The 25,556-nt window shown below is 63.5% G+C and carries 22 protein-coding genes; 9 read left to right on the top strand and 13 right to left on the bottom strand.

Annotated features, from left to right (window positions below; all coding sequences use genetic code 11):
* Position 1 precedes the first annotated feature (1 nt).
* The gene (locus tag I9018_RS27445; protein ID WP_241108017.1) at positions 2-334 is read right to left on the bottom strand and encodes a serine kinase/phosphatase; all 333 of its coding nucleotides are present in this window, start codon (positions 332-334) and stop codon (positions 2-4) included.
* 154 nt (positions 335-488) lie between these two features.
* Between I9018_RS27445 and can the strand changes: the two genes are divergently transcribed.
* Positions 489-1,133, top strand: coding sequence for a carbonate dehydratase (gene can, locus I9018_RS27440; protein WP_068580308.1), 645 nt, complete (start codon positions 489-491; stop codon positions 1,131-1,133).
* 53 nt (positions 1,134-1,186) lie between these two features.
* On the opposite strand, the gene I9018_RS27435 is transcribed toward can, so the two are convergent.
* From I9018_RS27435 to I9018_RS27415, 5 genes are all read right to left on the bottom strand, one after another.
* A complete protein-coding gene (locus tag I9018_RS27435; protein ID WP_124347387.1) occupies positions 1,187-2,359 on the bottom strand; it encodes a hypothetical protein in 1,173 nt (390 codons plus the stop codon).
* A gap of 90 nt (positions 2,360-2,449) precedes the next feature.
* Positions 2,450-4,054 carry a J domain-containing protein gene (locus I9018_RS27430; protein ID WP_241108016.1) on the bottom strand — a complete coding sequence of 535 codons (1,605 nt, stop codon included), beginning with the start codon at positions 4,052-4,054 and terminating at the stop codon, positions 2,450-2,452.
* 12 nt (positions 4,055-4,066) lie between these two features.
* On the bottom strand, positions 4,067-5,764 hold the full coding sequence (locus tag I9018_RS27425; protein ID WP_124347389.1) for a molecular chaperone HscC: 1,698 nt from the start codon (positions 5,762-5,764) through the stop codon (positions 4,067-4,069).
* Between the two features lie 217 nt (positions 5,765-5,981).
* Positions 5,982-7,682, bottom strand: a complete 1,701-nt coding sequence (locus I9018_RS27420) for an acid phosphatase (protein ID WP_241108015.1) — start codon at positions 7,680-7,682, stop codon at positions 5,982-5,984.
* A gap of 203 nt (positions 7,683-7,885) precedes the next feature.
* Complete coding sequence (locus tag I9018_RS27415; protein WP_068580317.1) at positions 7,886-9,304, bottom strand: TIGR00366 family protein; 1,419 nt, start codon at positions 9,302-9,304, stop codon at positions 7,886-7,888.
* Between the two features lie 114 nt (positions 9,305-9,418).
* Between I9018_RS27415 and I9018_RS27410 the strand changes: the two genes are divergently transcribed.
* Positions 9,419-9,652: a helix-hairpin-helix domain-containing protein gene (locus I9018_RS27410; RefSeq protein WP_241108014.1), complete on the top strand. Its 234-nt coding sequence runs from the start codon at positions 9,419-9,421 to the stop codon at positions 9,650-9,652.
* A 97-nt stretch (positions 9,653-9,749) separates the two neighbouring features.
* Positions 9,750-11,069 carry an MFS transporter gene (locus I9018_RS27405; protein WP_124347390.1) on the top strand — a complete coding sequence of 440 codons (1,320 nt, stop codon included), beginning with the start codon at positions 9,750-9,752 and terminating at the stop codon, positions 11,067-11,069.
* A 15-nt stretch (positions 11,070-11,084) separates the two neighbouring features.
* Here I9018_RS27405 and I9018_RS27400 read toward each other — a convergent pair whose 3' ends face one another.
* Positions 11,085-11,504, bottom strand: coding sequence for a lysozyme inhibitor LprI family protein (locus I9018_RS27400; RefSeq protein WP_068580323.1), 420 nt, complete (start codon positions 11,502-11,504; stop codon positions 11,085-11,087).
* A gap of 210 nt (positions 11,505-11,714) precedes the next feature.
* On the opposite strand from I9018_RS27400, the gene I9018_RS27395 reads away from it, so the two are divergent.
* Positions 11,715-12,611, top strand: coding sequence for a cation diffusion facilitator family transporter (locus I9018_RS27395; protein ID WP_124347391.1), 897 nt, complete (start codon positions 11,715-11,717; stop codon positions 12,609-12,611).
* Positions 12,612-12,629: 18 nt separating this feature from the next.
* On the opposite strand, the gene I9018_RS27390 is transcribed toward I9018_RS27395, so the two are convergent.
* The gene (locus I9018_RS27390; RefSeq protein ID WP_068580328.1) at positions 12,630-13,304 is read right to left on the bottom strand and encodes a heavy metal response regulator transcription factor; all 675 of its coding nucleotides are present in this window, start codon (positions 13,302-13,304) and stop codon (positions 12,630-12,632) included.
* A 442-nt stretch (positions 13,305-13,746) separates the two neighbouring features.
* Here I9018_RS27390 and I9018_RS27385 point away from each other — a divergent pair, with 442 nt between their 5' ends.
* The 3 genes from I9018_RS27385 (at position 13,747) to I9018_RS27375 (ending at position 19,546) form a co-directional block, all read left to right on the top strand.
* Complete coding sequence (locus I9018_RS27385) at positions 13,747-14,955, top strand: TolC family protein (protein WP_241108013.1); 1,209 nt, start codon at positions 13,747-13,749, stop codon at positions 14,953-14,955.
* A 199-nt stretch (positions 14,956-15,154) separates the two neighbouring features.
* Positions 15,155-16,384 (top strand): efflux RND transporter periplasmic adaptor subunit, encoded by a 1,230-nt coding sequence (locus tag I9018_RS27380; RefSeq protein ID WP_241108012.1) that lies wholly within the window; start codon positions 15,155-15,157, stop codon positions 16,382-16,384.
* A gap of 27 nt (positions 16,385-16,411) precedes the next feature.
* Complete coding sequence (locus tag I9018_RS27375) at positions 16,412-19,546, top strand: CusA/CzcA family heavy metal efflux RND transporter (protein ID WP_241108011.1); 3,135 nt, start codon at positions 16,412-16,414, stop codon at positions 19,544-19,546.
* A gap of 128 nt (positions 19,547-19,674) precedes the next feature.
* Here I9018_RS27375 and I9018_RS32810 read toward each other — a convergent pair whose 3' ends face one another.
* The 3 genes from I9018_RS32810 to I9018_RS27360 all read right to left on the bottom strand — a co-directional run bounded on the left by I9018_RS32810 (position 19,675) and on the right by I9018_RS27360 (position 22,195).
* Positions 19,675-19,944 carry a transposase gene (locus I9018_RS32810; protein ID WP_346780095.1) on the bottom strand — a complete coding sequence of 90 codons (270 nt, stop codon included), beginning with the start codon at positions 19,942-19,944 and terminating at the stop codon, positions 19,675-19,677.
* A gap of 540 nt (positions 19,945-20,484) precedes the next feature.
* Entirely contained in the window at positions 20,485-20,691 is a 207-nt protein-coding gene (locus I9018_RS27365) for a hypothetical protein (RefSeq protein ID WP_241108010.1), read from the bottom strand.
* A 175-nt stretch (positions 20,692-20,866) separates the two neighbouring features.
* On the bottom strand, positions 20,867-22,195 hold the full coding sequence (locus I9018_RS27360; RefSeq protein WP_241108009.1) for an OprD family porin: 1,329 nt from the start codon (positions 22,193-22,195) through the stop codon (positions 20,867-20,869).
* Positions 22,196-22,523: 328 nt separating this feature from the next.
* Here I9018_RS27360 and I9018_RS27355 point away from each other — a divergent pair, with 328 nt between their 5' ends.
* Positions 22,524-22,856, top strand: a complete 333-nt coding sequence (locus I9018_RS27355; protein WP_241108008.1) for a DUF2790 domain-containing protein — start codon at positions 22,524-22,526, stop codon at positions 22,854-22,856.
* Positions 22,857-22,931: 75 nt separating this feature from the next.
* Here I9018_RS27355 and I9018_RS27350 read toward each other — a convergent pair whose 3' ends face one another.
* Positions 22,932-23,426, bottom strand: a complete 495-nt coding sequence (locus I9018_RS27350) for a RidA family protein (protein WP_068575804.1) — start codon at positions 23,424-23,426, stop codon at positions 22,932-22,934.
* Between the two features lie 214 nt (positions 23,427-23,640).
* Here I9018_RS27350 and I9018_RS32760 point away from each other — a divergent pair, with 214 nt between their 5' ends.
* A complete protein-coding gene (locus tag I9018_RS32760; RefSeq protein WP_277398079.1) occupies positions 23,641-24,957 on the top strand; it encodes a PAS domain-containing methyl-accepting chemotaxis protein in 1,317 nt (438 codons plus the stop codon).
* 48 nt (positions 24,958-25,005) lie between these two features.
* On the opposite strand, the gene I9018_RS27335 is transcribed toward I9018_RS32760, so the two are convergent.
* On the bottom strand, positions 25,006-25,533 hold the full coding sequence (locus I9018_RS27335) for a GNAT family N-acetyltransferase (protein WP_241108007.1): 528 nt from the start codon (positions 25,531-25,533) through the stop codon (positions 25,006-25,008).
* Positions 25,534-25,556 lie beyond the last annotated feature (23 nt).

Raw genomic sequence — 25,556 nt, 5'->3', positions numbered from 1 at the left:
TTCAGGACTTGCCGTCCAGTGGCGTGCGCCTGGCCAGTTCGGCTTCATCCAGACCGACGCCACCCCCGATATCCCTTTCATCGACGATACTCAGGTCCCAGTCGGCCGGTTTGTTGGCTCCCTGTTCCCAAGCGGAACGGGCGCCATCCTCGGGGATCAGGATCTCCGGGCTGAGGTCGTCATCGGTAGAGCCGTCTTCGGTAATGGTGTGGCCACGGCCGCTGCCGGGAGCCAGGTTATTGAAGTGCAGTTCCTCCATGGAGCCCATGCGGTCCTGGTCATCATCGATGGGAGCGGGCTGTACAGCCCTGTAGGGGCGTCGTGATTCAGTCATGGCGACTACTCATGCTCAGGGGCGGACAAGGCGGTAGACCCGGCCCCATCGGTGAAGATTCCCCCTCCTGGGATGAACGGTATCTGAGTCTCCCGCGTGACCCCGACCGATGGTCGTCTGTCAAACCTGCGCATCATTCCTGAGGCTTCACAGCATGAACGAACTACAAGACCTGATTGATAACAACGAGCGTTGGGCCGAAGCGATCAAGCAGCAGGATCCGGATTTCTTCTCCAAGCTCGCTCGCCAGCAGACGCCGGAGTACCTGTGGATCGGCTGTTCGGACGCGCGAGTGCCTGCCAACGAGATCGTCGGCATGTTGCCAGGCGACCTGTTCGTACACCGCAATGTGGCCAACGTGGTACTGCACACCGACCTCAATTGCCTGTCGGTGATCCAGTACGCGGTAGACGTTCTCAAGGTCAAGCACATCCTGGTCACCGGCCACTACGGTTGCGGTGGCGTGCGGGCTTCGATGCAGGATCGCCAGCTGGGCCTGATCGATGGCTGGCTGCGGTCGATCCGCGACCTGTACTACGAGCATCGCGAGGCGCTGGGACAACTGGCCACGGAGGAGGAGCGGGTCGATCGCCTGTGTGAATTGAACGTGATCCAGCAAGTGGCCAACGTCGGCCACACCAGCATCGTGCAGAACGCCTGGCACCGCGGTCAGAGCCTGTCGATCCACGGCTGCATCTATGGCATCAAGGATGGTCGCTGGAAGAGCCTGAACACCACCATCAGTGGCTCCGAGCAGTTGCCGCCGCAGTACCGCCTGCGCCCGGTGGGCGCAGTCTAGGCCCTCCACCGTGTAGCGCTGCAGGCGATAGCCGCTGCAGCGCTACAGAGGCTTTACAGGTGTGGCACCTCGGTGCTCGGCGCCGGCGCCGGGGCCTTGAGCTGGTCGAGCTGGAGCTTGACCGGCGCGCTGCTGCATTTGGCCGCGGCCTGCTGCTCGTCCAGCTTGCGCACCGAGGTGTAGAACATCTCGCAAGTCTGCACCTTCTGCGTGACTTGCCAGGTCTGGGTGCAGCGGTCGAGCAGTACCTTGGCGTCGCTCCCGGGCTTGCTGCCCATGCCAGCCTGCCAGCAGGCCGCACTCAAATCCTGCCCCATGACCTTCAAGCCGGCGGCATCGGCCTTGGCCTGGTCATTGTCGTAGTTGGCCGGGTCCGCCGCGTACCAGATGTAGCTGGGGTGGTTGGAGCCCAGCACCGGCACCTTGAGGCCCTCGCTGGGGCTGATCTGTGCCAGGCCCAGCACATTGACCGTGACCCCGTACTGTTGCTTGAGCCAGCTGCGTACCGGCGCGCCGAAGGCCACCATCGGCAAGGCCACGCCTTTGGCACCCTGGCTGACCTGCTTGACCATGGTGGTCTGGTAGCTGTTGAAGTAGCTGTAGACGCCTTCCAGGTCCTTGCCTGCGTTGGATGGAGCGGCGATCGGTGCGATGTCGACGATGGTCTGGTAGGCCGGGGTCTGCGTACTGGCGATGCCATTGGCGGTGAGCAGGGTGGCCCAGCGATCGGTCGTGGCCGACTCCAGGTAGTCCTGGTAGCGGGTCAGCGAATAGTCCGGTGGGAAATGCAGCAGCTCTACGCTCTTGCGATTCTCCAGGGCCATGCCCAGGGGCAGGAACAGATACCAGCTGTAGTTCCAGTGACCATCGCTGTTGAGCTGGCTGGCGCCCTTGTACGCCAGGTCCCCGGCATCCAGCAGGGCGCTCAGGGGTTTGTCATAGCCGGCCGGAACGCCGGTGATGGAGGCCAGCACCTTGTCGCCCTCGGTCTTGACGCTGACCTTGGCGCCGGCATACCCGTCGCGCTGCACGCTTTGGGTCAGGTAGTGGGCCACCGTCTGCTCCAGGCTCCAGTTGCGATAGCAGATGACGTTGCAGTTGTTGGGGTAGGCGAACAGCCGAGTGACTCGCTGGGGGCTGCCCAGGTCGACTGTGACATCGGCCTGGGCCGTGGCGCAGAGGGCGGTAGTGGCCAGGGCGAGGGCCAGTCCTGCAGTCTTGAACATGCTCAGATCCTTTTCAGCGTGAACCCCCAAAAGGGGCAAAACAGGTTGCAGAGGTCGCGAAGTTCCCTGCCTTCAAGCGCAGCCGATCGCTCAGGGCGGATACAGCGAGGTCAGCGGAAAGCCAGGATAGTACAAATGGCAAAACACGCAGAGCAGGACCATCAGCGGCAGGAAGACCATCTGCAGCGGGCTCCAGTGCGCCCAATGCAAGGCCGTCAGCCATGGATGGCTGGCGCTCAGTTGCGGGTCGATACGGCCCACTCGCTGGGACTGCAGCAGATTGAGCAGGATCATGCCCAGGTAGGTGAGTAGGCCCAGCGTGCCCTGGATCGCACCGAACAGGGCAAGGAGCGCCAGTTGGGGAAGGCCGTGACGCAGCACCAGCCACTTGCCCTCGGGGTCTAAGGCCTTTGGAATCCAGCGCTCGCTGAGCCACAGGTCCTGCACGATCACATGGGGAGCCAGGCGTATCCAGCGGCTCATGAACAGCAAGCCGATCCAGACCGGAACCCAGCCCAGCGCCGCCGCGAGCATGATGCTAAAGCCCGGCGAGTAATGGTTCTGCCCGAGGAAATACAAGGCCAGTGCCAAGCTGGTGCCGGCCCAGAGCCTGGTCCATGACTGCTCGGCGACGGGGCGTTGCAGGTAGCGCAGCCAGTAGTACACGTCCGGTTGCGGCAGCCGTTCGAGCAGCGCCGGGTAGCGCAGCGAGAGCATTTGCGCGAGGCGGTGGAAGGCTTGCCAATGATGCTGGTCGGTGTTGCGCAAGAGCTGTTGTTGCTGCCTGGCGCTCATGGGCTTGAGCAGCAGGTGGGCCGCGAGGATATCGGGCTCCCAGATTCGTTCATCTTCGCTCTTGAGCTGCTGGAGCCGATAGAAATTCTCCTGCTGGCGGCGCTGCATCAGGCTTTCCCAGGCTTCGGCGGGTTCCGGATGCACGCCGTTCTTGTCGTCCCAGTGCAACAGTTGGCATACCTGTTCCAGTAGCGCCAGGCTCCACGAGTGGTCGTTGAGCAATTGCAGTACCTGGCTTTGCCACCTCTGGCGCTGATCGAACACCTGCAGCCAGGGTTCTTTGTCATAGGCGGCCAGTTGCTGGAGGAAGGCCCGGTCGTCCTCGACCTCCAGGTGGGCTTGCAGGCTCTTGCAGTAGTGCTGCAGCAGGGTCTGCGCCAGGGTTTGCTGTTGCCCGGCGCTCATCGGTACCTGCTGCCAGGGTGTCAGCCATTGCAGGTGTTCCACGGCCCACGAGGCGATGGCGACACGGACCTGGGGGCGCTCGAAGCAATGCTGCAACAGGTCGGCCTCGAAGCCTGGCGCACAATCTGAACGCCGGGCTTGCTGCCAGCGCTGCGTGAGGTTCTCCGGCGTCAGGCCCTGCAGCAGCCGGCGCTGGGGCTGATCGACTGTCCTGGCTTCGGGAGCTGGGGAGTCGATGTCCAGCAGCCGTGACCATTCCCGCAGGTTCTGCGGTTCGGCCTGGACGGCCAGCAATGGCGAAGGCGCCTGTATGCCAGCGGCTGGCTCCTGGCGCTGGCGAGCGTGGGAGCGGGCTTGTTCGTAGGCTTCACGCAGGCGCTGGAAGCCCTCGGCATCCTCCTCCGGGCGCAGGGTCTTGAGACACCGGGCATAGCTGCGCTTGATCGTGCGCTCATCGGCGTCTTCCGGCAGTTGCAGTAGCGACCAACAGTCCATGTCGCGGCTCCCTCAGTGCCAGTGGCCGTGTTCCAGGCGTTGCAATTGTTCGTTGAGCTGGCTGCGCACCTCACGAATCCGGCGTTCATCCTGGGTCTCCAGCACTTGCTGGAACTGCCCGGCCCAGTAACCGATCTGCTCGCGCAGATCCCCCAGGCTTTCCTGGTAGAGGCGTTCCAGGCGGGCACTGAGCAGGGTGTTGACCTGTTGATCCCGGGGATGGATTTTCAATTGCGCCAGGGCCTGCAAGCGCTCCTGGATTTCTTCCGGGCTCAGCACCCCGGGGTTGTTCTCGATCACCAGGCAATGACTTTCCCCGGTCAGGGGAATGGTGACCTGGGCCTCCAGCAAGCCGTTGATGTCATAGGTGAAGCGTACGTCCAGCGACACTTCCCCCGCCGGGCGCTTGGGCACATTCATTTCCAGCTGGCCCAGGGCGACGTTGTCGCGGACCAGGCGGCTTTCGCCCTGGAAGATCTTCAGCAGCACCTGTTCCTGGTTGTCGTGCAGGGTATGCACGGTCTTGACCCGGCTGACCGGCACCACGCTGTTGCGCTCGATGATCGGCAAGTAGTGCCCGGTCTCGATCTGCTTGCCGTATTGCTGGGAGGTCTCGATGCCCAGGGTGTAGGAGCAGACGTCGGTCAGCACCACTTCTTCGAGCGCCGCTGCACGCGCCTTGAGCGCAGCCTGCACCGCGGCGCCCTGGGCGACGACCTGGTCCGGGTCGAGGGTGATCGAGGGAAAGCGGCCGAATAGCCCGGCGGCCAGCTTGCGCACCAGCGGCATGCGGGTCGCGCCGCCCACCAGCAGGATCTCATCCAGGTCGCTGACGCGGATCCGGGCATCGCGCAGGGCCCGCTCGATAGGCGCTCGCAGGCGTTCCAGCAGCGGTGCATAGAGTTGCGCCAACTGCGCCTGGGTGATGACCTGGCTCCACTCTCGACCATCCAGGCGCAAGGTGAATTCGGCGCTGCTGTCCTGGCCCAGGGCGCGGCGGACTCGCTCAGCCTCGCGACGCAAGGGCTGGAGTACCTCGTGGCGTTCGGGAAAGCCCGGGGCCTGGGCGTGCTGTTCGAGAAAATGCTCCAGCAGCAGGCTGTCGAAATCTTCGCCGCCAAGGAAGTTGTCCCCGGCGCTGGCGCGCACTTCCATGACGCCATCGAACAGCTCCAGGATCGAAACGTCGAACGTGCCGCCGCCCAGGTCGAAGACCAGGAACGAGGTTTCCTTGTCACGCTGGTGCAGGCCGTAGGCCAGGGCGGCGGCGGTGGGTTCGTTGATCAGTTTCTCCACCTTTAGCCCTGCCAGTTCGCCAGCGATTCGCGTGGCCTTGCGCTGGGCATCGCTGAAGTAGGCCGGAACGCTGATCACGGCTTCGACCACTGGCTCGCCATAGGCGCGTTCGACATCCTCCTTGAGGCTCTTGAGGACCAGCGCAGACAGTTCTTCCGGCCGCCATGAGCGCTCGCCCAGGCGCACTTCGGTGGCGCTACCCATGTAGCGCTTGAACAGGGCCGTGGTCAGGTGCGGGTGGGTATGCAGGCGTTCCCTGGCGGCTTGTCCCACCAGGACCCGGCCTTCGTCGTCCAGGCCGACCACGCTGGGTGTCAGTAACTGGCCCAGGGCGTTGGGCACCAGCTCGCTGGATGTTTCGCGCCAGACCGCGACCAGGCTGTTGGTGGTTCCCAGGTCGATGCCTACGATCATGACGACGCACTCCCTTGTTGGCGCAAAACGTGTGAAACAGATAAGTGGCGCGCAGGATATTACCCGGCAGGGGAAGGGGTAAAGCGAATGATGTCACATGGCTATTATTGGCGCTAAAGGTCGGCGCTAAAGACTGTCGAGTCCGCCAGGTTGTGCAGGGCGCACAACCTGGGGGCTCCAGGCTGGCGCTTCCGAGCGGAGCGCCAGCCTGGCCTGGTCAGGCCTTGAAGTGCAGGGCGTTGGTCAGGTCGCCCATGGGCTTCTGGCCACGGGCGATCATGGCGTCGTCACGTTCCTTGATGCCATCCAGGGTTTCCAGCTGGAAGACCCGGGTGATCAGGCGCAGGATCGAGGCGGTGTCGTAGACCGTGTGGTCCACTGTGCCCTTGCGGGCGAACGGCGATACCACCAGCGCCGGAATCCGGGTACCCGGGCCCCAGCGGTCGCCCTGGGGCGGTGCCACGTGGTCCCACCAGCCGCCGTTCTCGTCGACGGTGACGATCACCACCATGTTTTTCCACTGCGGGCTCCCGCGCAGCACTTTCAGCGCCCGGTCGATATGTCGGTCGCCGGCGGCGACATCGGCATAACCGGCGTGCAGGTTGAGGTTGCCCTGGGGTTTGTAGAAGGTCACTGCCGGCAGCTTGCCGGCCTCGGCGTCGGCGAAGAACTTGTTGGTGCTCGCCTCATCGCCCAGGCCACCGTCACGCAGGCGCTTGGCCCGTTCGCCGGGGTTCTCCGGCCCCTGGCGCAGGAAGTAGTTGAACGGCTGGTGGTGGTACTGGAAGTTGGGGATCTTGGGAATCCCGCTGGAGTCCTTGAACTGGTCGATGGTGGCCTGCCAGGCGCCGCCGTACCAGGCCCAGTCGACATTCTTCTTCGACAGCTTGTCGCCGATATGCTCGTGGGTCTGGGGTACCAGCACGCTGGGCAGGTCGGGCTTGGCGTAGTCCGGGCGTTCAGGGTCGCGGATCCAGGTCGGCCAGTAGGGTGGGGCCATGGTATTGACCGCGTAGCCATCCGGAGTGAGTGCGCTGGGTCCGAATTGCGGCGCACCGTCCATGGCACTGGCCGGGGATTTCTCCAGGGGCTTGAGGCGAGTGCCCTTGGGGTCATCGCCTTGTACGGAGGCAATCTGCGACTTGGCCACCGAATTGGCAGCGTCCGGGTAGAACGGCACCTTGGCGCTGATCAGGTACTGGTGGTTGAGGAACGAGCCGCCAAAGGCGCCCTGGAAGAAGTTGTCGCAGAGCACGAATTCCCGGGCCACGTCCCACAGGCGCAGGGAGTAGCGAGTCTGGGCATAGTGGCCCATGGTCAGGGCCCCGGAATCGGCCCAGGCCACGAAACCATCGTTCTTGCCACCGTTGATCTGCATCTGGTTCTGGTAGAACACGTGCCACAGGTCGCGAGTCACCAGGCCCAGGGGCAGGTCTTCGCCATTGGGGCCCTTGAGGGCGAACGGCGCGTTGGGCAGGTTTTCCTGGAACTGGGTTTCCACCGGGTAGGTAACGCCATCCACTGTTTGCGGACCCACCTGCAAGATACCGCCCCAGATCGGCGGCAATTTACTCAGCAGGCTGCCATCACGGTCACGTTGCTGGTAGGCCTCGGGCTTGAGCGCCGACAGCGGTTGTTCCACACCCGGGAAGTTGGCGAACAGGTTATTGAAGCTGCGGTTCTCGGCGAAGACCACTACCACGTTCTTCACTTGCTCGCGCAGGGCCTTGTCCAGCTCAACGGGAGACAGTGGGCGCTCGTCCGGTTTGTTCCCGGGCTCGCCGGCCTTGCCGCAGGCACTCAGGGTGGCACCGACCCCCAGAACCGCGACGCCGCCTAGGAAGCGGCGGCGGCTGGTGTCTGTGGGTTGGTCGGTGGCAGGCTCTGGCGTGTCACGCAGGTCGGTATCGTCGCTCATGGAGGCTCCTTGCTCGTCTCTCTTAGAAATAGTTACAAAGTATTTCGGTCGCACGGTAACAACCGAATGTGACGCAAAGACTACAGGAATACTTTCCTGGAACAGCATGGCCAGCCGAGAAAAGTCTCAAGCCCGGGCCTTAGCGCAGGTTATCCACAGGCCGCCACTGCAAGCGGCGCCCCGTGGACAACTGGGCCTGTGCCTCAGGGCGTCATCGGTGGCAGATAGGCCAGGGTGCTGCCCAGGGCCCAGAGCAGTACCAGCACCAGGGGGGCATGCACCAGCAACTGGACGAAGGAAAAACCGATCAGGTCCCGTGCCTTCAAGCCCAGGACTCCCAGCAGCGGCAGCATGTAGAAGGGGTTGATCAGGTTCGGCAGGGCCTCGGCGGCGTTGTAGATCTGCACCGCCCAGCCCAGGTGGTATTGCAGGTCATTGGCCACTTGCATCACGTAGGGCGCCTCGATGATCCACTTGCCGCCGCCGGAGGGGATGAAGAAGCCCAGTACCGCCGAGTACAGGCCCATCAGCAGGGCATAGGTATCGTGGGAGGCGATCTGCACGAAGAAGGTCGAGATATGGTGGGCCAGGGTCTGGCCGTCCACGCCCTTGACCACGGTCATCAGGGCTGCGATGGAACCGTACAGCGGGAACTGGATCAGCACTCCGGTGGTGGTCGGCACGGCCCGGGCCACGGCGTCCAGGAAGCTGCGCGGGCGCCAGTGCAACAGGGCCCCGGCCATCAGGAACAGGAAATTGTAGGTGTTGAGCCCGGAAATGGCCGTGATCGCAGGTTTGGTGGCGAACTCGTGATACAGCCAGCCGGCAGCCAGCAGCGCCAGGACAATGGTCAGCAACGGGCTGTACTCCAGCCACTCGCCTGGTCGGCTGCGGGGCTGTGGCTTGGGCATGCTGAAGCCCGGATCGACGCCACAGGCCTGGGCATCCCGGGCACTGTTGGGGCCCGGGGCAGTGGCGTAGGCAACCACCAGCGAGACCACGATCAGGGCCAGCAGCAAGACTCCCGACTGCCAGAGAAAGATGGTCTGGGTGAAGGGAATCACGCCCGTGATGGCCAGGATCGAGGGGGGCAGGCTGCCAGGGTTGGCTTGCAATTGCGCCGCCGAGGACGACAGGCCCAGAGCCCAGACCGCACCCAGGCCCAGGTAGGCGGCCGCTCCGGCGGCGCGGTAGTCCATGCGCAGTTCGGTGCGCCTTGCCAGGGCCCGGACCAGCAGGCCGCCGAACACCAGCGACAGGCCCCAGTTGAGCAGCGACGCCAGCATCGAGATCAGCGCTACCCAGGCCACTGCGGAGCGCCCGTTGCCTGGAACATGCGCCAGCTTGTCGATCAGCTTCACCGCCGGTGGCGAGCTGGCTACCACATAACCGCCAATGACCACGAAGGCCATTTGCATGGTGAAGGGAATCAGGCTCCAGAAGCCATCGCCGAAGGCCATGGCGGTATCGGTGGGCTTGGCGCCCATGGCCAGGGTGGCCAGGGCGACGATGATCACCGCCAGCGCGGCGAACACCCAGGAATCGGGAAACCAGCGTTCGGCCCAGTTGGAGCAGCCCAGGGCGAAGCGGGCAGAGCGGCTATCTTGAATATCGGCGGCCACGAAAGTACCTCGGATTTCTTATGTTTATAAGGAGGTCGGCCGCCCCGGACAGGAGCGGTCGAGAACTGTGCAAGAATGCGGCAATTGCCACGGACTGCAAAGGACTGAACCGCTATGTCATTTTCCCCTGAAGAACGCGCTGCACTGCTCAAGGTCAAGGGTGTCGGGCCTACCGTCGTCGGTCGGCTGGAGCAGTTGGGCATCGTTTCCCTGGCGCAACTGGCTGCTGCCGATGCCCTGGACATTGTCACCCAGGCCTCGGCCCTGGTGGGGTCGAGCTGCTGGAAGAACAGCCCCCAGGCCCGTGCGGCCATCCAGGCCGCCATCGCCATGGCGAAGGGCGGTTGAGCCGGCCAAAGGGCCCGGGAGGGGAACGGGTTGTTCCGCGGATCTTTTGCGTAGACCATGGGCGCCTTTGTCTTGCCCTGCCAGCTGAGTTGCCCCTATGACCCTTGCCACCGAATCGTCGCCGGCCCGTTTCTCCCGCGCGGACTACAAGACCCTGGGCCTGGCCGCCCTGGGCGGTGCCCTGGAAATCTACGACTTCATCATCTTCGTATTTTTCGCCCTGACCCTGAGCCAACTGTTCTTTCCTCCGGAAATGCCCGAGTGGCTGCGCCTGTTGCAGAGCTTCGGCATCTTTGTCACCGGTTACCTGGCCCGCCCCCTGGGCGGCATCCTCATGGCCCATTTCGCCGACCGGCTGGGGCGCAAGAGGGTGTTCAGCCTGAGCATCCTGATGATGGCGCTGCCCTGCCTGCTGATTGGCAGCATGCCCACCTATGCCCAGATCGGTTACTTCGCGCCCTTGCTGCTCTTGGCCCTGCGGGTGTTGCAGGGCGCAGCCGTGGGGGGCGAGGTGCCCAGCGCCTGGGTGTTCGTGGCCGAGCACGCCCCCCGCGCTCATCGCGGTTATGCCCTGGGCTTTCTCCAGGCCGGGCTGACCTTCGGCTACCTGCTGGGTGCCTTGACTGCCACCTTGCTGGCGCAGGTCTTCAGCCCCGAGGAAATCCTCGATCACGCCTGGCGCTATCCGTTCCTGCTGGGTGGGGTCTTCGGCGTGATCGGTGTCTGGTTGCGTCGCTGGCTGAGCGAGACCCCGGTGTTCATGGCCCTGCAGCAGCAACGTGAAAGCGCCGGCGAGCTGCCGCTGCGCACCGTGTTGCGCGACCATCGGCTGGCGATCCTGCCGGCGCTGATCCTCACCTGCGTGCTGACCTCGGCGGTGGTGGTGTTCGTGGTCATTACCCCAACCATGATGCAAAAGAGCTTTGGCATGAGTGCCGGCCATACCTTCGCCCTGAGCAGCCTGGGTATTGTTTTCCTCAACCTGGGCTGTGTCCTGGCCGGGCTACTGGTCGACCGCCTGGGCGCCTGGCGTACGGTGATGCTCTACAGCCTGCTGCTGCCCATGGGCATTGCCGTGCTCTATGGCTGCCTGATCAGTGGCGGCGACTGGGTCGGCCTGGCCTATGCCGTCGCCGGGCTGGGCTGCGGGGTGGTCGGTGCGGTGCCGTCGGTGATGGTCGGGTTGTTTCCGGCGCGGATCCGGGTATCGGGGATTTCCTTCACCTACAACATCGCCTATGCCCTCTGGGCCAGCACCACGCCGTTGCTGCTGATCGCCCTGATGCCCTGGAGCCCCTGGATCTGCGTGATGTTCTGTGCGGCGATGGGGGTGATCGGGGCCGCCAGTGCCGGGTATTTCGGTACCCGGGTCGGGGAGGCCCGTCGGTCCCAGGTCCAGGAAGCCGGCTGCTGTTGAGGTGGCGGCCTGGCCTCAGTCGACCAGCAACTGGTCCAGGTAGTGGCTGCGCTCGTTGCTCAGGCGGGTCACGCAGCGGTTGATCAAGGTGGCGTGGGCCGGTTTGCCCGGCTCCACGTCGACCGCCTCCAGCACGCAGGTGCTGTCGCGGTACTTGATCCAGGCGCGCTGGGCGTTCTTCAGCTTGCCCAGGTACTCCTGCTCCTGGAGCAGGTTGCCGGGATAGCTCTGGTGCGCCCGCTCCAGCAGCGCCTGGTAGCTCTGGTTGAGGGCGCTGTCGGCCCGCTCCTTGTCTTGCTGGGCACAGCGATCGACCTGCTGGCTGTATTCGATGTGCGCGCAGTCCAACGCGGCGGCTTGCGCTGGCAGCCAAGCGCTGCCGGCACCGAGCAGCAGGGCGGTGGCCAGAGCGAAGATCCGGGGCTGGCGAAGCATGGCGATCCCTTGGACGAAGAATGAAGCGGGCATTCTACAGGGCCGCGGCCGGCACAAAAGCGACATGAGCGCGCGGGCCGCAAGTGGCTCCAGGGCACGCTGGATAACCGGCAGATAACAGCCCGATGACAATTCGCCCGGGTGAGCCTGCCCGGCGCTCAACCGGACTATCATCAGGCCGAGGTTTTCCACTACAGCGCAGGAGGCTCCATGGGCGCAGGACACAGTCACGGGCAGGTACGGGCCGGACACGAACGCAAATTGTGGATGGCCCTGGGGCTGACCGGCAGTTTCATGATCGCCGAGGTCATCGGTGCCTTCGTCACCGGCAGCCTGGCGCTGTTGTCGGATGCTGCGCACATGCTCACCGATACCCTGGCCCTGGCGATTTCCCTGGTGGCGATCCAGGTCGCCAAGCGTCCGGCGGATCGCAAGCGCACCTTCGGCTATGCCCGTTTCGAGATCCTTGCCGCGGCATTCAATGCCCTGCTGCTGTTCGTGGTGGCCTTCTACATCCTGTTCGAGGCCTGGCAACGCCTGCAGGCGCCCCCGGAGATCCAGTCCACGGGAATGCTGGTGATCGCGGTGCTGGGCTTGATCGTCAACCTGATCTCCATGGGCCTCCTGGCTTCCGGCAGCAGCGAGAGCCTCAACGTCAAGGGGGCCTACCTGGAGGTGTGGAGCGACATGCTCGGCTCGCTCGGGGTGATCCTCGCGGCGTTGGTGATCATGTTCACCGGCTGGGGTTGGGTCGATTCACTGGTGGCGGCGGCCATTGGCCTGTGGGTGCTGCCACGGACCTGGACCCTGCTCAAGGAGAGTACCAACGTACTGCTGCAGGGCGTGCCGGACGGAGTCGATATCGACCAGGTGGAGCAGGGCATCCGTGGCGTGCCAGGGGTCAGCGAGGTGCATGACCTGCACATCTGGGCCCTGACCAGTGGCAAGAATGTACTCAGTGCCCATCTCGTAGCGCAGCTGGACAGCTGCGATGAGCAGGTGATCCTGGCCCAGGTCACCGAGCTGGTACAGGAGCGCTTCGCAATTGCCCACGTTACCTTGCAGGTGGAACAGGCCGGATTCCATGAACAGGAACACGATCACTGAGCACCGGTGGGCTGTTGTTCAGTCACGCTCCTCGAGCACGTAGCCGACCCCGCGCAAGGTATGGATCAGCTTGCGCTCGAAGGGATCGTCGATCTTGGCCCGCAAGCGGCGGATCGACACTTCCACCACATTGGTGTCGCAGTCGAAGTTCATGTCCCAGACAAAGGAAATGATCTGGGTCCGTGACAGCACCACGCCGCTCTGGCGCATCAGCAGGTGCAGCAGGGCGAATTCCTTGGTGGTCAGGTCGATGCGCTGCTTGCCGCGAAAGGCCCGGTGCCGGCCCTGGTCCAGCTCCAGGTCGGCGACCCGCAGCACATCTGGCACTGGCGACTGCTCGCTGCGGCGCATCAGGGTCCGGACCCTGGCCAGCAACTCGGGAAAAGCGAACGGTTTGACCAGGTAGTCGTCGGCCCCCAGGTCCAGCCCCCTGATCTTGTCTGCCAGCCGGCCTTGGGCCGTGAGCATCATGACTCGGGTATTGCTGTATTGGCGGATCTGGCCGAGCACGCCCCAGCCATCGATCTGCGGCAGGTTGACGTCGAGGATCACCAGGTCGTAGGCATGTTGGCGACTCAGGTACAGCCCATCGGCGCCACTGTTGGCGCAATCCACCACATAACCACTTTCCGTCAATCCCTGTTGCAGATAGTCGGCAGTCTTGAGTTCGTCTTCGATAACCAGGATACGCATGTTGAGGAAGTTCTCTGCAATTGAAATTGGTAGTCGACAAACACTGGAAAGTTATTGTTTAAGTTATGGGTAAGTTGTCGTTGGTAAGTTGTTAAATTGTTTTTGAAGCATCTCTTTTTGAGCGTGAAAGCGCCGTGGGCCTTGGCTTTGTTGTTGGGATATTAATACAGAAGCCCGGGCCGTAAACCTTGATTACAGATTTGTAATTTTTGCGCCACCCTGCTGATAAGGACCGAAAGTTAAAGTTTGCCGATCTTGAATATTTCCCTGTCGACAAGTACAGCGGTGTAATTCATATCGGTCGAATAACCCTTTTATATGTACCGGTATATGCCGCCGTGCCTGCGCCAAGACTTCGTTTCAGCAAGGGTCGGAACCTGATATGCCGAATTTCCCGAGAATCTGCGCCCGGGCCGCAAGGAGCTGCTGCACGGTTTTATTAATGGTCCTGGCGGGGCAAGCCGCGAATGCCGCCGGGCAATCGGCGTTGAGCCTCGACAGCGCCATGGCCAGGGCGTTCGCCAACAACCCAGAGCTGGCCGCCGCTGGTTGGGAAATCGATATTGCCCAGGGCGCCCGCCAGCAGGCCGGGCTGATCCCCAACCCGGTGCTGTCTACGGATATCGAGAACACCAAGCGCGGGCAAGGCACCACGTCGGTCAAGCTCAGCCAGACCCTGGAACTGGGCGGCAAGCGCGGTGCGCGGGTGGAGGTGGCCAGCCAGGGGCAGAGGCTGGCGGAACTGGAACTGGATCGGCGGCGCAACCAACTGCGGGCCGATGTGCTGGAAGCCTATTACGCAGCGCTGCGAGCCCAGGAGCGTACGCAACTGGCCGGACGCTCCCTGGCCCTGGCCGAGCGCGGCCTTACCGTGGCCCAAGGGCGGGTCGGTGCCGGCAAGGCATCGCCGGTGGAGGCTACCCGGGCCCAGGTGCAACTGGCGGAGATCCGCCTGGAACTCAACCGTGGCCAGTTGGAGCAGGACAACGCCTATCGGCAGTTGGCCAGGGTCACCGGGAGCGGTAGCGCGGATTTTTCTGCCGTACAGGAACAAGCCGGGATCGTCACCGTGCCGCCTGCGTCGGCGCAGCTGCTGAACCGCTTGGCCCAGACCGCGGAACTGCGCCTGGCGGAGCAGGAGATCGTCCAGCGCGAAGCCTTCCTGGACCTGGAAAAGGCCCAGCGCATTCCCGACCTGGACATCAGCATCGGCAGCCAGTACGACGCCAGCCGGAACGAAGACGGCAGCAAGAAGGACCGGATCAACCTGGTGGGGCTGTCGATGCCGCTGCCGTTGTTCAACCGCAACCAGGGCAACGTGCTGTCCGCCGCGCGCCGCGCCGACCAGGCCCGGGACCTGCGCAACGCCACTGAATTGCGCTTGCGTACCGAGACTCGCCAGGCCCTGGAGCAATGGGAGACGGCCCGACGCGAAGTGCAGTCGTTCAACCAGACCATCCTGCCCGCTGCCCAGAGCGCGGTAGACAGCGCCACCCGTGGCTTCGAGATGGGCAAGTTCAGCTTCCTCGAGGTGCTCGACGCCCAGCGCACATTGATCGGCGCCCGTAACCAGTACCTGGTGGCGGTAGCGCAAAGCACGGATGCCTGGGTGCGGATCGAACGTATCTACGGCGACCTCAGCCGCTGGTGAAACCCTGGCTGCGGGGCCTTGCGTACTTCGCCCTGTTGCTGCTCAGCGACTGCGGCCGGGTGCCTCCGGCCAGCAGCGACGAGCCCCCCCGGCACTGGTGCGTGCACGAACTGCACCGGGCCCTGGGGAAGTTTTTCTTTCCGTCCACTTCGTAAGGCCGCGCCTGCGCCGCCGACCCTCGACATTTTCAGGAGCATCCATGGACAAAAAACGCAGCCTTGTTGTGGCCATAGTGGCGGTGGCCGGCCTGGGGCTGGCGGCCTCGTTGCTGCCTGGCCTGGTCAATCGAGAGCCTCCGGCCACGGACCAGCCTTCAGCGTCCACGGCGCCCGCCGGGCATGGCGAGCCAGGGCATACCGAGCAAGGGCAGGGCGAAGAGGGCCATGGAAAAGAGGGGAATGAGGGCCTGGTGGAGCTCAATGCCCAGCAGATCGCGGCGGCCGGGATCGAGCTGGCCGAGGCCGGCCCGCGGCGTCTGGATCGCCTGCTCAGCCTGCCGGGGGAAATCCGCTTCGACGAGGACCGCACCTCGCATATCGTGCCGCGTGCCGCCGGGGTGGTGGAGTCGGTGCAGGCCAACCTCGGCCAGTCGGTCAAGCGTGGCGACCTGCTGGCGGTGATTGCCAGCCAGCAGGTTTCCGACCAGCGCAGCGAGCTGGCGGCGGCCGGCCGGCGGGTGGAACTGGCCCGCACTACTTTCGAGCGTGAGCGCCAGTTGTGGGTCGACCAGATCTCCGCCGAGCAGGACTACCTGCTGGCGCGGCAGGTGCTGCAAGAGGCCGAGATCGCCCTGGGCAACGCCCGGCAGAAGATGGCGGCGCTCAGCGGCAGTGCCCAGCTGGCGGGGGGCAACCGTTATGAAATGCGCGCGCCGTTCGATGGCGTGGTGGTGGAGAAGCACCTCAGTGTCGGCGAAGTGGTGGGCGAGACCACGGCGGCCTTCACCCTGTCCGACCTGTCCCGGGTCTGGGCGACCTTCGGTGTATTTCCCAAGGACCTGGACAAGGTCCGGGTCGGCCAGTCGGTGAATGTCAGCTCGAGCGAGCTGGGCACCCAGGTCCGCGGGCAGGTGGCTTATGTCGGCAATTTGCTGGGAGAGCAGACCCGTACCGCCACGGTTCGGGTGACCCTGGCCAACCCCAAGGAGAGCTGGCGTCCGGGGCTGTTCGTGGCGGTCGAGGTGGCCACCGCGGCCGTCGAGGTGCCGGTCAGCGTGCCCCGGGAGGCGATCCAGACCGTAGAAGACCGGCCTTCGGTGTTCGTGCGTGTGGCCGAGGGTTTCCAGGCTACGCCTGTGGTGCTTGGGGGCAGCCAGGATGGCTTCGTGGAAGTCCGCGAAGGCCTGTCCGCCGGCGCCCAGGTCGCCACGCGCGGCAGCTTCACCCTCAAGTCCGAACTGGGCAAGGGTTCGGCCGAGCACAGCCACTGAACAGGCCCCAGCGGAGAGTGACTATCCATGTTTGAACGCATCATTCAATTCGCCATCGAGCAGCGCATTATCGTCCTGCTGGGGGTACTGCTGATGGCCGGTATCGGCATCGCCAGCTACCAGAAGCTGCCGATCGACGCCGTCCCCGACATCACCAACGTCCAGGTGCAGATCAACTCCGCGGCGCCGGGCTTCTCGCCACTGGAGACCGAGCAGCGCATCACCTTTCCCATCGAGACTGCCATGGCCGGCTTGCCCGGCTTGCAGCAAACCCGCTCGCTGTCGCGTTCGGGCCTGTCCCAGGTAACGGTGATCTTCAAGGACGGCACCGATATCTTCTTCGCCCGGCAACTGGTCAACGAGCGTTTGCAGGTGGCTCGCGAGCAACTGCCCGAAGGGGTGGAGGCGCAGATGGGGCCGATTTCCACCGGGCTGGGAGAAATCTTCCTGTGGACCGTGGAGACCGAGGAGGGGGCACGCAAGGAAGATGGCACGCCCTATACCCCCACCGACCTGCGGGTGATCCAGGACTGGATCATCAAGCCGCAGTTGCGCAACGTTCCCGGGGTGGCCGAGATCAACACCATCGGTGGCTTCGCCAAGGAGTACCAGATCGCTCCGGACCCCAAGCGCCTGGCGGCCCACCGCCTGACCCTCACTGACCTGGTGACGGCCCTGGAGCGCAACAATGCCAACGTCGGTGCCGGCTATATCGAGCGCAGCGGCGAACAGTTGCTGATCCGTGCCCCGGGGCAACTGGCCTCCATCGACGACATCGCCAACATCGTCATCAGCAGCAGCGATGGCACGCCGATCCGCGTGCGCAACGTGGCCCAGGTGGAAATCGGCCGTGAGCTGCGCACTGGCGCGGCCACCGAAAATGGCCGTGAAGTGGTGCTGGGCACGGTGTTCATGCTGATCGGCGAAAACAGCCGCGCGGTGTCCCAGGCGGTGGCCAAGCGGCTTGAAGAGATCAACCGCACACTGCCCGAGGGCGTGGTGGCGGTCACTGTGTACGACCGCACCAACCTGGTGGAGAAAGCCATCGCCACGGTGAAGAAGAACCTCTTCGAGGGCGCACTGCTGGTGATCGTCATCCTGTTCCTGTTCCTGGGGAACATCCGCGCGGCGTTGATCACCGCCCTGGTGATCCCGCTGTCGATGTTGTTCACCTTCACCGGCATGTTCAGCAACAAGGTCAGTGCCAACCTGATGAGCCTTGGCGCCCTGGACTTCGGGATCATCGTCGACGGGGCGGTGGTGATCGTCGAGAACGCCATCCGCCGGTTGGCCCATGCCCAGCAGAGCCACGGGCGCATGCTGACCCGCTCGGAGCGCCTGCATGAAGTCTTTGCCGCAGCCAAGGAAGCCCGGCGCCCACTGATCTACGGCCAGCTGATCATCATGGTGGTCTACCTGCCGATCTTCGCCCTCACCGGCGTGTCCGGGAAGATGTTCCACCCCATGGCGTTTACCGTGGTCATGGCCCTCCTGGGGGCGATGATCCTCTCGGTGACCTTCGTCCCGGCGGCCATTGCGCTGTTCGTCACCGGCAAGGTCCAGGAGAAGGAGAACCTGGTGATGCGCAACGCCAAGCGTGGTTATGCACCGGTGCTGGACTGGGTGATGCAACGGCGCGGGCTGACCTTCGCCCTGGCCGGCGCGGTCCTGGTGGGCAGCGGCCTGCTGGCCAGCCGCATGGGCAGCGAGTTCATCCCCAGCCTCAGCGAGGGCGACCTGGCCCTGCAGGCCCTGCGGGTGCCGGGTACCAGCCTCTCGCAATCGGTGGACATGCAGCAGCGCCTGGAAAAGACCCTGCTGGCCCAGGTGCCAGAGGTGGAGCGGGTGTTCGCCCGCACCGGCACCGCGGAGATCGCTTCGGACCCGATGCCGCCGAACATTTCCGACAGCTACGTGATGCTCAAGCCCAAGGCCCAGTGGCCAGACCCGGGCAAGTCCCGGGAAGCGCTGATCGCCGATATCCAGCGCGCCAGCGCCATGGTGCCGGGCAATGCCTATGAGTTGTCGCAGCCGATCCAGTTGCGTTTCAACGAACTGATTTCCGGGGTGCGCAGCGATGTAGCAGTCAAGGTCTTCGGCGACGACATGACGGTGCTGAACAAGACCGCCAATGAGATCGCCAGCGCCTTGCAGGGCCTGGCGGGCGCCTCGGAGGTCAAGGTGGAACAGACCACCGGGCTGCCGGTGCTGACCATCAATATCGACCGTGACAAAGCCGCGCGCTATGGCCTCAACGTCGGTGATGTGCAAGACACCATCGCGGTGGCCGTGGGCGGGCGCCAGGCCGGAATCCTGTATGAGGGCGATCGGCGCTTCGACATGGTGGTGCGCCTGTCCGATCAGCTGCGTACTGACATCGATGGGTTGTCGCGGTTGTTGGTCCCAATCCCCGCGACGGCAGGCAGCGTCAATGGGCAGATCGGTTTCATCGCGCTGTCGGAAGTGGCCAGCCTGGACCTGGTCCTGGGCCCCAACCAGGTCAGCCGGGAAAACGGCAAGCGCCTGGTGATCGTCAGCGCCAACGTGCGGGGTCGCGACATTGGCTCCTTCGTCGAGGAGGCCACGACCCTGATAGCCGACAAGGTGAAAGTCCCGGCGGGTTACTGGACCACCTGGGGCGGCCAGTTCGAACAGTTGCAGGAGGCGTCCCAGCGCCTGCGGGTGGTGGTGCCGGTGGCCCTGCTGCTGGTGTTCGGCCTGCTGTTCATGATGTTCAACAACCTCAAGGATGGGCTGCTGGTGTTCACCGGCATTCCCTTCGCCCTGACGGGCGGGATCATGGCCTTGTGGCTGCGGGACATTCCGCTGTCGATCTCGGCGGGGGTCGGTTTCATCGCCTTGTCGGGGGTGGCGGTGCTCAATGGGCTGGTGATGATTGCTTTCATCCGCAACCTGCGGGAGGAGGGGCGGTCGTTGCCCATGGCCATCTGCGAGGGTGCCCTGACTCGCTTGCGCCCGGTACTGATGACGGCGCTGGTGGCGTCCCTGGGCTTCGTGCCCATGGCCCTGGCCACCGGTACTGGAGCCGAGGTGCAACGGCCCCTGGCTACGGTGGTGATCGGCGGCATCCTGTCCTCCACCATCCTTACCCTGCTGGTATTGCCCGCGCTGTACCAATGGGCCCACCGCCGGGAGGAGTGATGCCTGTGTAATCGCCCCCGGGACCGGCTGCGTGAAGCCGCTGCCGCAGATTGCGCACGGACGCGCAGCGGCCGCGACATGAGAATGCCCGGTCGATTGTTGAAGGCCCAGCGGGCTGCGGCTAAAGGTCAGAGCCAAGCCGCATCCCAAAGGGAGTAGTCGCCTACACGCTGGACCAAGCCGGCGCGGACCGGGTTACAGATGATGTAACGGGCAATTGTCTTGAGGTTTTCCTCCCGGCGCACGGCCCGTTGGTAATACCCCTTCTGCCAAAGTCGGCCAAGGTTGTTCAGGCGCAGGTTGATAATGCGTCCGCTCCTGGACTTGAGACGGCACAACGCCTCCTCCAGAGAGCATTTCTGCAGCTGAAACAGCCAATGCAAGTGGTCGGGCGTCACTACCTAGGCAAGGGTCCGAGTCAGGCTTGCCTCGTGCTGACCCTTGAGTTGCTCGACCACCAGACGGCCGAGCTGGAAGTCGTCGAATATTCTGCGCCGGTGCTCGGTGACAACCGTCACGGAATAGATCCTGCCAATCTCCGAACGCCGTCCCTTGAACAGACGGTAACCATCAGGCCGGTCCCTCATTCCCTTGCGCTCCATCAGGTTGAACGATTGGTCTCAACCTAGCCCTGACCCGGCTTTGGCAGATGTATCCGGTTTTCCTTGTAGGCGCTGCCGAGCAACGCGAGGCTGCGACAAGGCCCGTAGGGCCTTCGGCGATCGACCGATCGACCTCATGTTGCGGCCGCTATGCGCCCGGGCGCATAGCGGCAGTGGCTACAGGTTTGCGGGGGTTGCGATCGGTGGTGTTGTCATGAGGGCGGGCGAGAGGAAGGCAAAAAAAAGCGCCCCGAGGGGCGCTGAAAATTCATCTCTTTCCAAAGGAGCATCATGAAAACGCTTCAAGAGATGAATGTGCTCTGTGGACCAGCGCCGTCAAATATCTTCGCCAGCCTCGCTGGGCGTAGAAGGGGCGTCGGTGGTGGCGGTCTCCGTTTCCCGGCCGGATTCGCCGTGTATCTGTTCCTGGCTGGCCAGGAAAGCTGTGCGGGCTTGTTGCGAACGTTCGCTGCCATCGGCGGCCCACACGGTGGAGCAGGTGACAGCCAGAAGGCCGGTCAGTAATAGCTGGGTTGGGCGCATGTTCTCTCTCCTGGCAGGCCGGTCGCTGGTAGGAACACAGCGGATCCAAGTATGTCCGGGAGTATATGGAGACCAACCTAACGAGAAGGTGAGGCCGATATTACAGTTCTGAAAGCCAAGCGTCTGTGAAGAAGTTTTAACACCGGGCAGGCAGCAACCTGCCCGGCCAGAGCCTTTAGAGCAGTGCCAGGGGGTATTCGACGATCAGGCGGAATTCCTCCAGGTCCGACTCGAACCGGCTGGAGCGGACGGTGGCCTGGCGGATACGCAGCGACAGGTCCTTGAGCTGCCCGCTCTGGAATACGTACTTGGCCTCGATGTCTCGTTCCCAGCGACGTTGGCCGGTCAACGGAGCGCCTGCCGAATCGCGTTGCATGTACTGGGCATTGGCGTGGCTGTAGTCGGCCCCCCTGCCTCGTCCGTAACGGGCCATGAACGTCAGCCCGGGGATGCCCAGGGTTTGCATGTCGAGGTCGTAGCGCACCATCCACGAGCGCTCCTTGGGCGCGTTGAAGTCGCTGTACTGGATCGAGTTGTCGAGGAATATCGAATCCGACTGGCGCAGGTAGTCGAAGGGGTTGTTGCCGTTGTTGCGTTGATGGGACAAGGCCAGGGTGTGGGCACCGAGCGTGGCACCGACCTTGGCGCTCCAGATGTTGTTGTTCAACTCGCCCAGTTCCTTACGGCCTTCGTCCACCACGTTGTAGTAGTTGAAGCCACTGAACAGCGTGAGCTGGTTGGACACCGGATACTTGGCCGAGGCGCCGAAGTAGCGCTGGTCCCACACCTCCTTGAGGCGGCTGCCGTAGAGACTGAAACCGAGGTTGGGATTGATCTGGTAGTCGCCACCGAAGTAGCTGACCCAGGGCGAGTCCACCGGGCCCTTGTAGAAAGTGACGAAACTATCGCGCAGGCTGCTCTGGTTCATCGAGCCCACACCATGCATGCGTCCGGCTTGCAGTTTCAGGTCGTTGAGGCTGGTGTTCTCCAGGGTAAAACCGCGAAAGCTCTGGGGCAGTGCCCGCGAATCGCCGTACTGCAGTACAGGGGTTGTAGGGAAGACGTCGCCGACCTTGACCACGGTATCCAGGGCCCGCAGTTTCACGGCACCCCCCGCCTTGCCATAGCTGTCGGCCGGCTCGTTCCTGCCGTTCACCGGCAGCATGCCGAACGATCCCTTGCCGCCGCTACGCCCTGTGCCCGAGTCGAGCTTGAAGGCGTGCATGACAAAAGCATCGAGGCCGAAACCCACGGTGCCCTGGGTGAAGCCTGACTCGAACTTGCCGATCAGGCTCTGGGTCCAGGCTTCGGAGTAGCCGTTGCCGGTGGGGCTGGACTGGCCCTTGCGATCGTCGCGATTGAAATAGAAGTTGCGCAGCAGCAGGTTGAGCTGGCTGCCTTCGATAAAGCCTTCGGGACGTTCCTCGGCAGTTACCGCCGCCATAGGACCGAGCCCCAGTGCCGCAGTGAGTGCGGACAGGGACAGTAGAGGGTTGATACGCATGGGAGGGCGCTCCTGAGTGTGCAGCTATCGGTTTTTATATCGCTGCAGGCGTTCTTATTGGTTTGGCCGCCGGGGCATCGCCGCGCCCGGAACCGCTGTCGATAGTTGCAAACCGCAGATAACGACGGGGTGACCCGACCATTACAATTGCGCAAGAAAGGAGGGGGCGAGGGATCGCCCGGATGAGCTGTAGCCCTTGTGGGCCGGGCGTTGCCTGAGACTGGCCGGAGGCCGGAGAGGCGCCTTACAGATAAGTAATGCGCACGCGATCATTCTGACAGGGTCGGTTTTTTATCCTCGTAGCTGTCAACCGAACGAGGAGATTGTCATGAAACCACTTAACTTGAGCATCGCCGCGATGCTGTTTGCCATCTCTTCCCTGGCGTTGGCCGAAGGTGGCGGCGATCGCACTTTTGCCCGGGCCATGGAGCAAAACGAGAAGGCCATGGAGCGCTATGCGGCGAAGCAGGGCAAGGCCGCGCCAGTGGTACAGAGCTATCGCTATGGCATGAAGCTGGACATCGCCAAGGTGGTCAGCATCACCCCGCCGATCAAGTCCTGCGAGGTGGTGCCTTCGCGCATGACCTATGAGGACTCCACGGGCCAGCTCATGACCATCGAGTACCAGATCATGGGCCTGTGCCGTAACAATGGCAGTTGATCCATGGATGGCCACTGCCCGCCTGCCGCTGCGCTGGCCGGGTCCGAAGTGGTTGCCCGGCCAGCGTGCTGCCCTTCAGTCCTGGTGCGATCCGGGATGCAGGGCGACGATCATGTCGACCTCCACCGAGGCGTTTTTCGGCAACTGGTAGACCCCTATCGAGGTCCTTGTATGTACGCCGGCCTCGGCAAATACCGAGTACAGGATTTCCGATGCACCGTCGGCCACTTCGCTCTGCTGGGTGAAGTCCGCCGCGCTCTGGACGTAGACGTTGATCCGCAGGATGCGCTTGATCCGCTGCAGATCGCCGAGCATCTGCTCGAGGATCGCCAGGGCCCGCAAGGTGCAGATCTGCGCGCCATGCCGCGCCTGTTCCAGGGAGGTCTCGGCGCCCACCCGGCCCACGACCATCACGGTGTTGTCGATGCGGGGAATCTGGCCGCTGACGTAGACCTCATCGTCATTGCGTACGGCCGGTACATAGTTGCCGCCAATGCGCATTTCCCCTTCGAAACAGTGTCCGACTCGTGCCGCGGCCTGCTGGAAAAGTGCCTTGCGTGATGCGTCCATGGTCCAACTCCGTCAATCGTCATTGATTTTCCAAAGTTTGGACTATACGCGCTCTTCGAGAGCTCGAACCATTGGCCAAAGCCCTGTTTCAACGGGGGTTGCGGGGCGTTGAATTATTTTCGTCGGACAGCTTCCAACGGCTATTAAGAAATGTATTTCAGGGCCGATGTTAGGCCCAAAGCAGCTTATTTTTTCAGTCCCCCGGTACATCCCCATGTTCAATAAACGCTTGAAGCAAGAGCTGTCGACTCTTCGTGAAGAACTTTCGAGCCTTCAGCAAGTGAAGGAAAGCCTTGAAAGCGAGATGCTCGTGATCAATTTGAGCGCCGATGGAAGGATTCAATCGGTCAACCACAACTTCGCCCAGGAGATGCTCTACAAGAGCGGCGACCTGGTGGGACGTCCTCTGGAGGACATCGTCCCGGCGCACGTCAAGCACGATGAATTCCATCTGCGCTTCAAGAACACCCTGACCCGCGGCGAACACTTTGCCGGGGCGGTGCGCCTGTTGCGCGGTAATGGCCAGGAAGCCTGGTTGCGTTCGATCTCCCAGCCAGTGCGCGATTCCGAGGGACGGATCAAGTACTTCGCGATTTTCTCCAGCGACCTGACCCGTACCATCGAGGCATCCCGCGAGCACGAGAACCTGATCGGCGCCCTGGTGCGTTCCACCGCAGTGATCGAGTTCGACCTCAACGGCAACGTCCTCAGCGCCAACGAGCGTTTCCTGTCGAGCATGGGCTACAGCCTGGCGCAGATCCAAGGCAAGCATCACCGCATCTTCTGCGAGCCGGAGGAGTACAACAGCCCGGCTTACCAAGAGTTCTGGCGGCGCCTGAACGCCGGCGAGTTCATCGCCGAGCGCTTCAAGCGCGTCGATGCCCATGGCCGGGTGGTCTGGCTGGAGGCCTCGTACAACCCGGTGCTGGACGCCAACAACAAGCTCTACAAGGTGGTGAAGTTCGCCACGGTGATCACCGACCAGGTGAACCAGGAGCTGGCGGTGGCCGAAGCCGCCAGCATCGCCTACAACACCTCGCTGCAGACCGACACCTGCGCCCAGCGCGGCACTACTGTGGTGACCGAAGCGGTGACCGTGATGCAGGACTTGGCCAGGCACATGCAGGATGCGGGCGACGGTATCGAAGCCTTGAGCGCGCAATCTCTGGTGATCGCCAGTATCGTCAAGACCATCAGCGGGATCGCCGAACAGACCAACCTGCTGGCGCTCAATGCTGCCATCGAGGCAGCCCGGGCCGGCGAGCAAGGGCGTGGTTTCGCGGTGGTGGCCGACGAGGTGCGGCAACTGGCCTCGCGTACCAGCAGCGCGACCGACGAGATCGTCGGCGTGGTGCGCCAGAACCAGGACATGGCGCGTACGGCGGTGGAGCTGATGGCCGAAGGCAAGCAACGCGCCGAGCAGGGCCTGGCCCTGGCGGCGGAAGCCGGTACGGTGATCGTCGAGATCCAGGACGGGGCGCAGAAAGTGGTCAGTGCGGTAGGGCAGTTCGCCAACCAGTTGTCGACCTGAGTCGCCTGTCGCCAGGGGCGCTCGTCTGCGTGGCGGGCGCTCGCCAGGTCAGCTCAGCAACGGTGAGTGACATTCGTAGTGCAAGCGATCGAACCACTGCCCGTGCAACTGGAAGCTGCGGCGTGAATGGCCATAGCGGGAAAAGCCGGAAGCTTCGAGTACGCGTACCGAACCGATGTTCTCAGGCCGGGCATTGGCCTCGATACGGCTCAGGCGCAACTCCCCGAATGCCCGTTGCAGCACCTGGGTCACCGCGTTCTTGGCGATCCCGCGACCGGTGAAGCGGGCACCGACCCGGTAGCCCAGTTCGGCGCAGTTGAAATACGGGCGCTGGACCCGATGCAGATTGATTCGTCCCACCAGCAAGCCACTTTCCCGGATCAGGAATTGATAGCCCCGGTCAGCCTCGGCGTCCTGTTGCGCCTGGACAATGGCCTGGGCGACGCCTTCGCTGGAGTAGTAGCTGGGGGGCCGAGCGTTGATCGAGGCTTCGAAGAAGGCGCGATTCTCTTCTTCGAACGCCAACAGGTCATTCAGGTCGTCAAGCTGTGGGGCGACGATCAGCAGGTGCGCCATGGTCCGTGTGCCTCAGTCCGTTG

This window comes from Pseudomonas sp. MPFS (assembly GCF_022537035.1).
GTDB lineage: Bacteria > Pseudomonadota > Gammaproteobacteria > Pseudomonadales > Pseudomonadaceae > Aquipseudomonas > Aquipseudomonas sessilinigenes.
The sequence above is the reverse complement of the archived record's forward strand: the minus strand, read 5'-3'. Positions and strand labels throughout refer to the sequence as shown.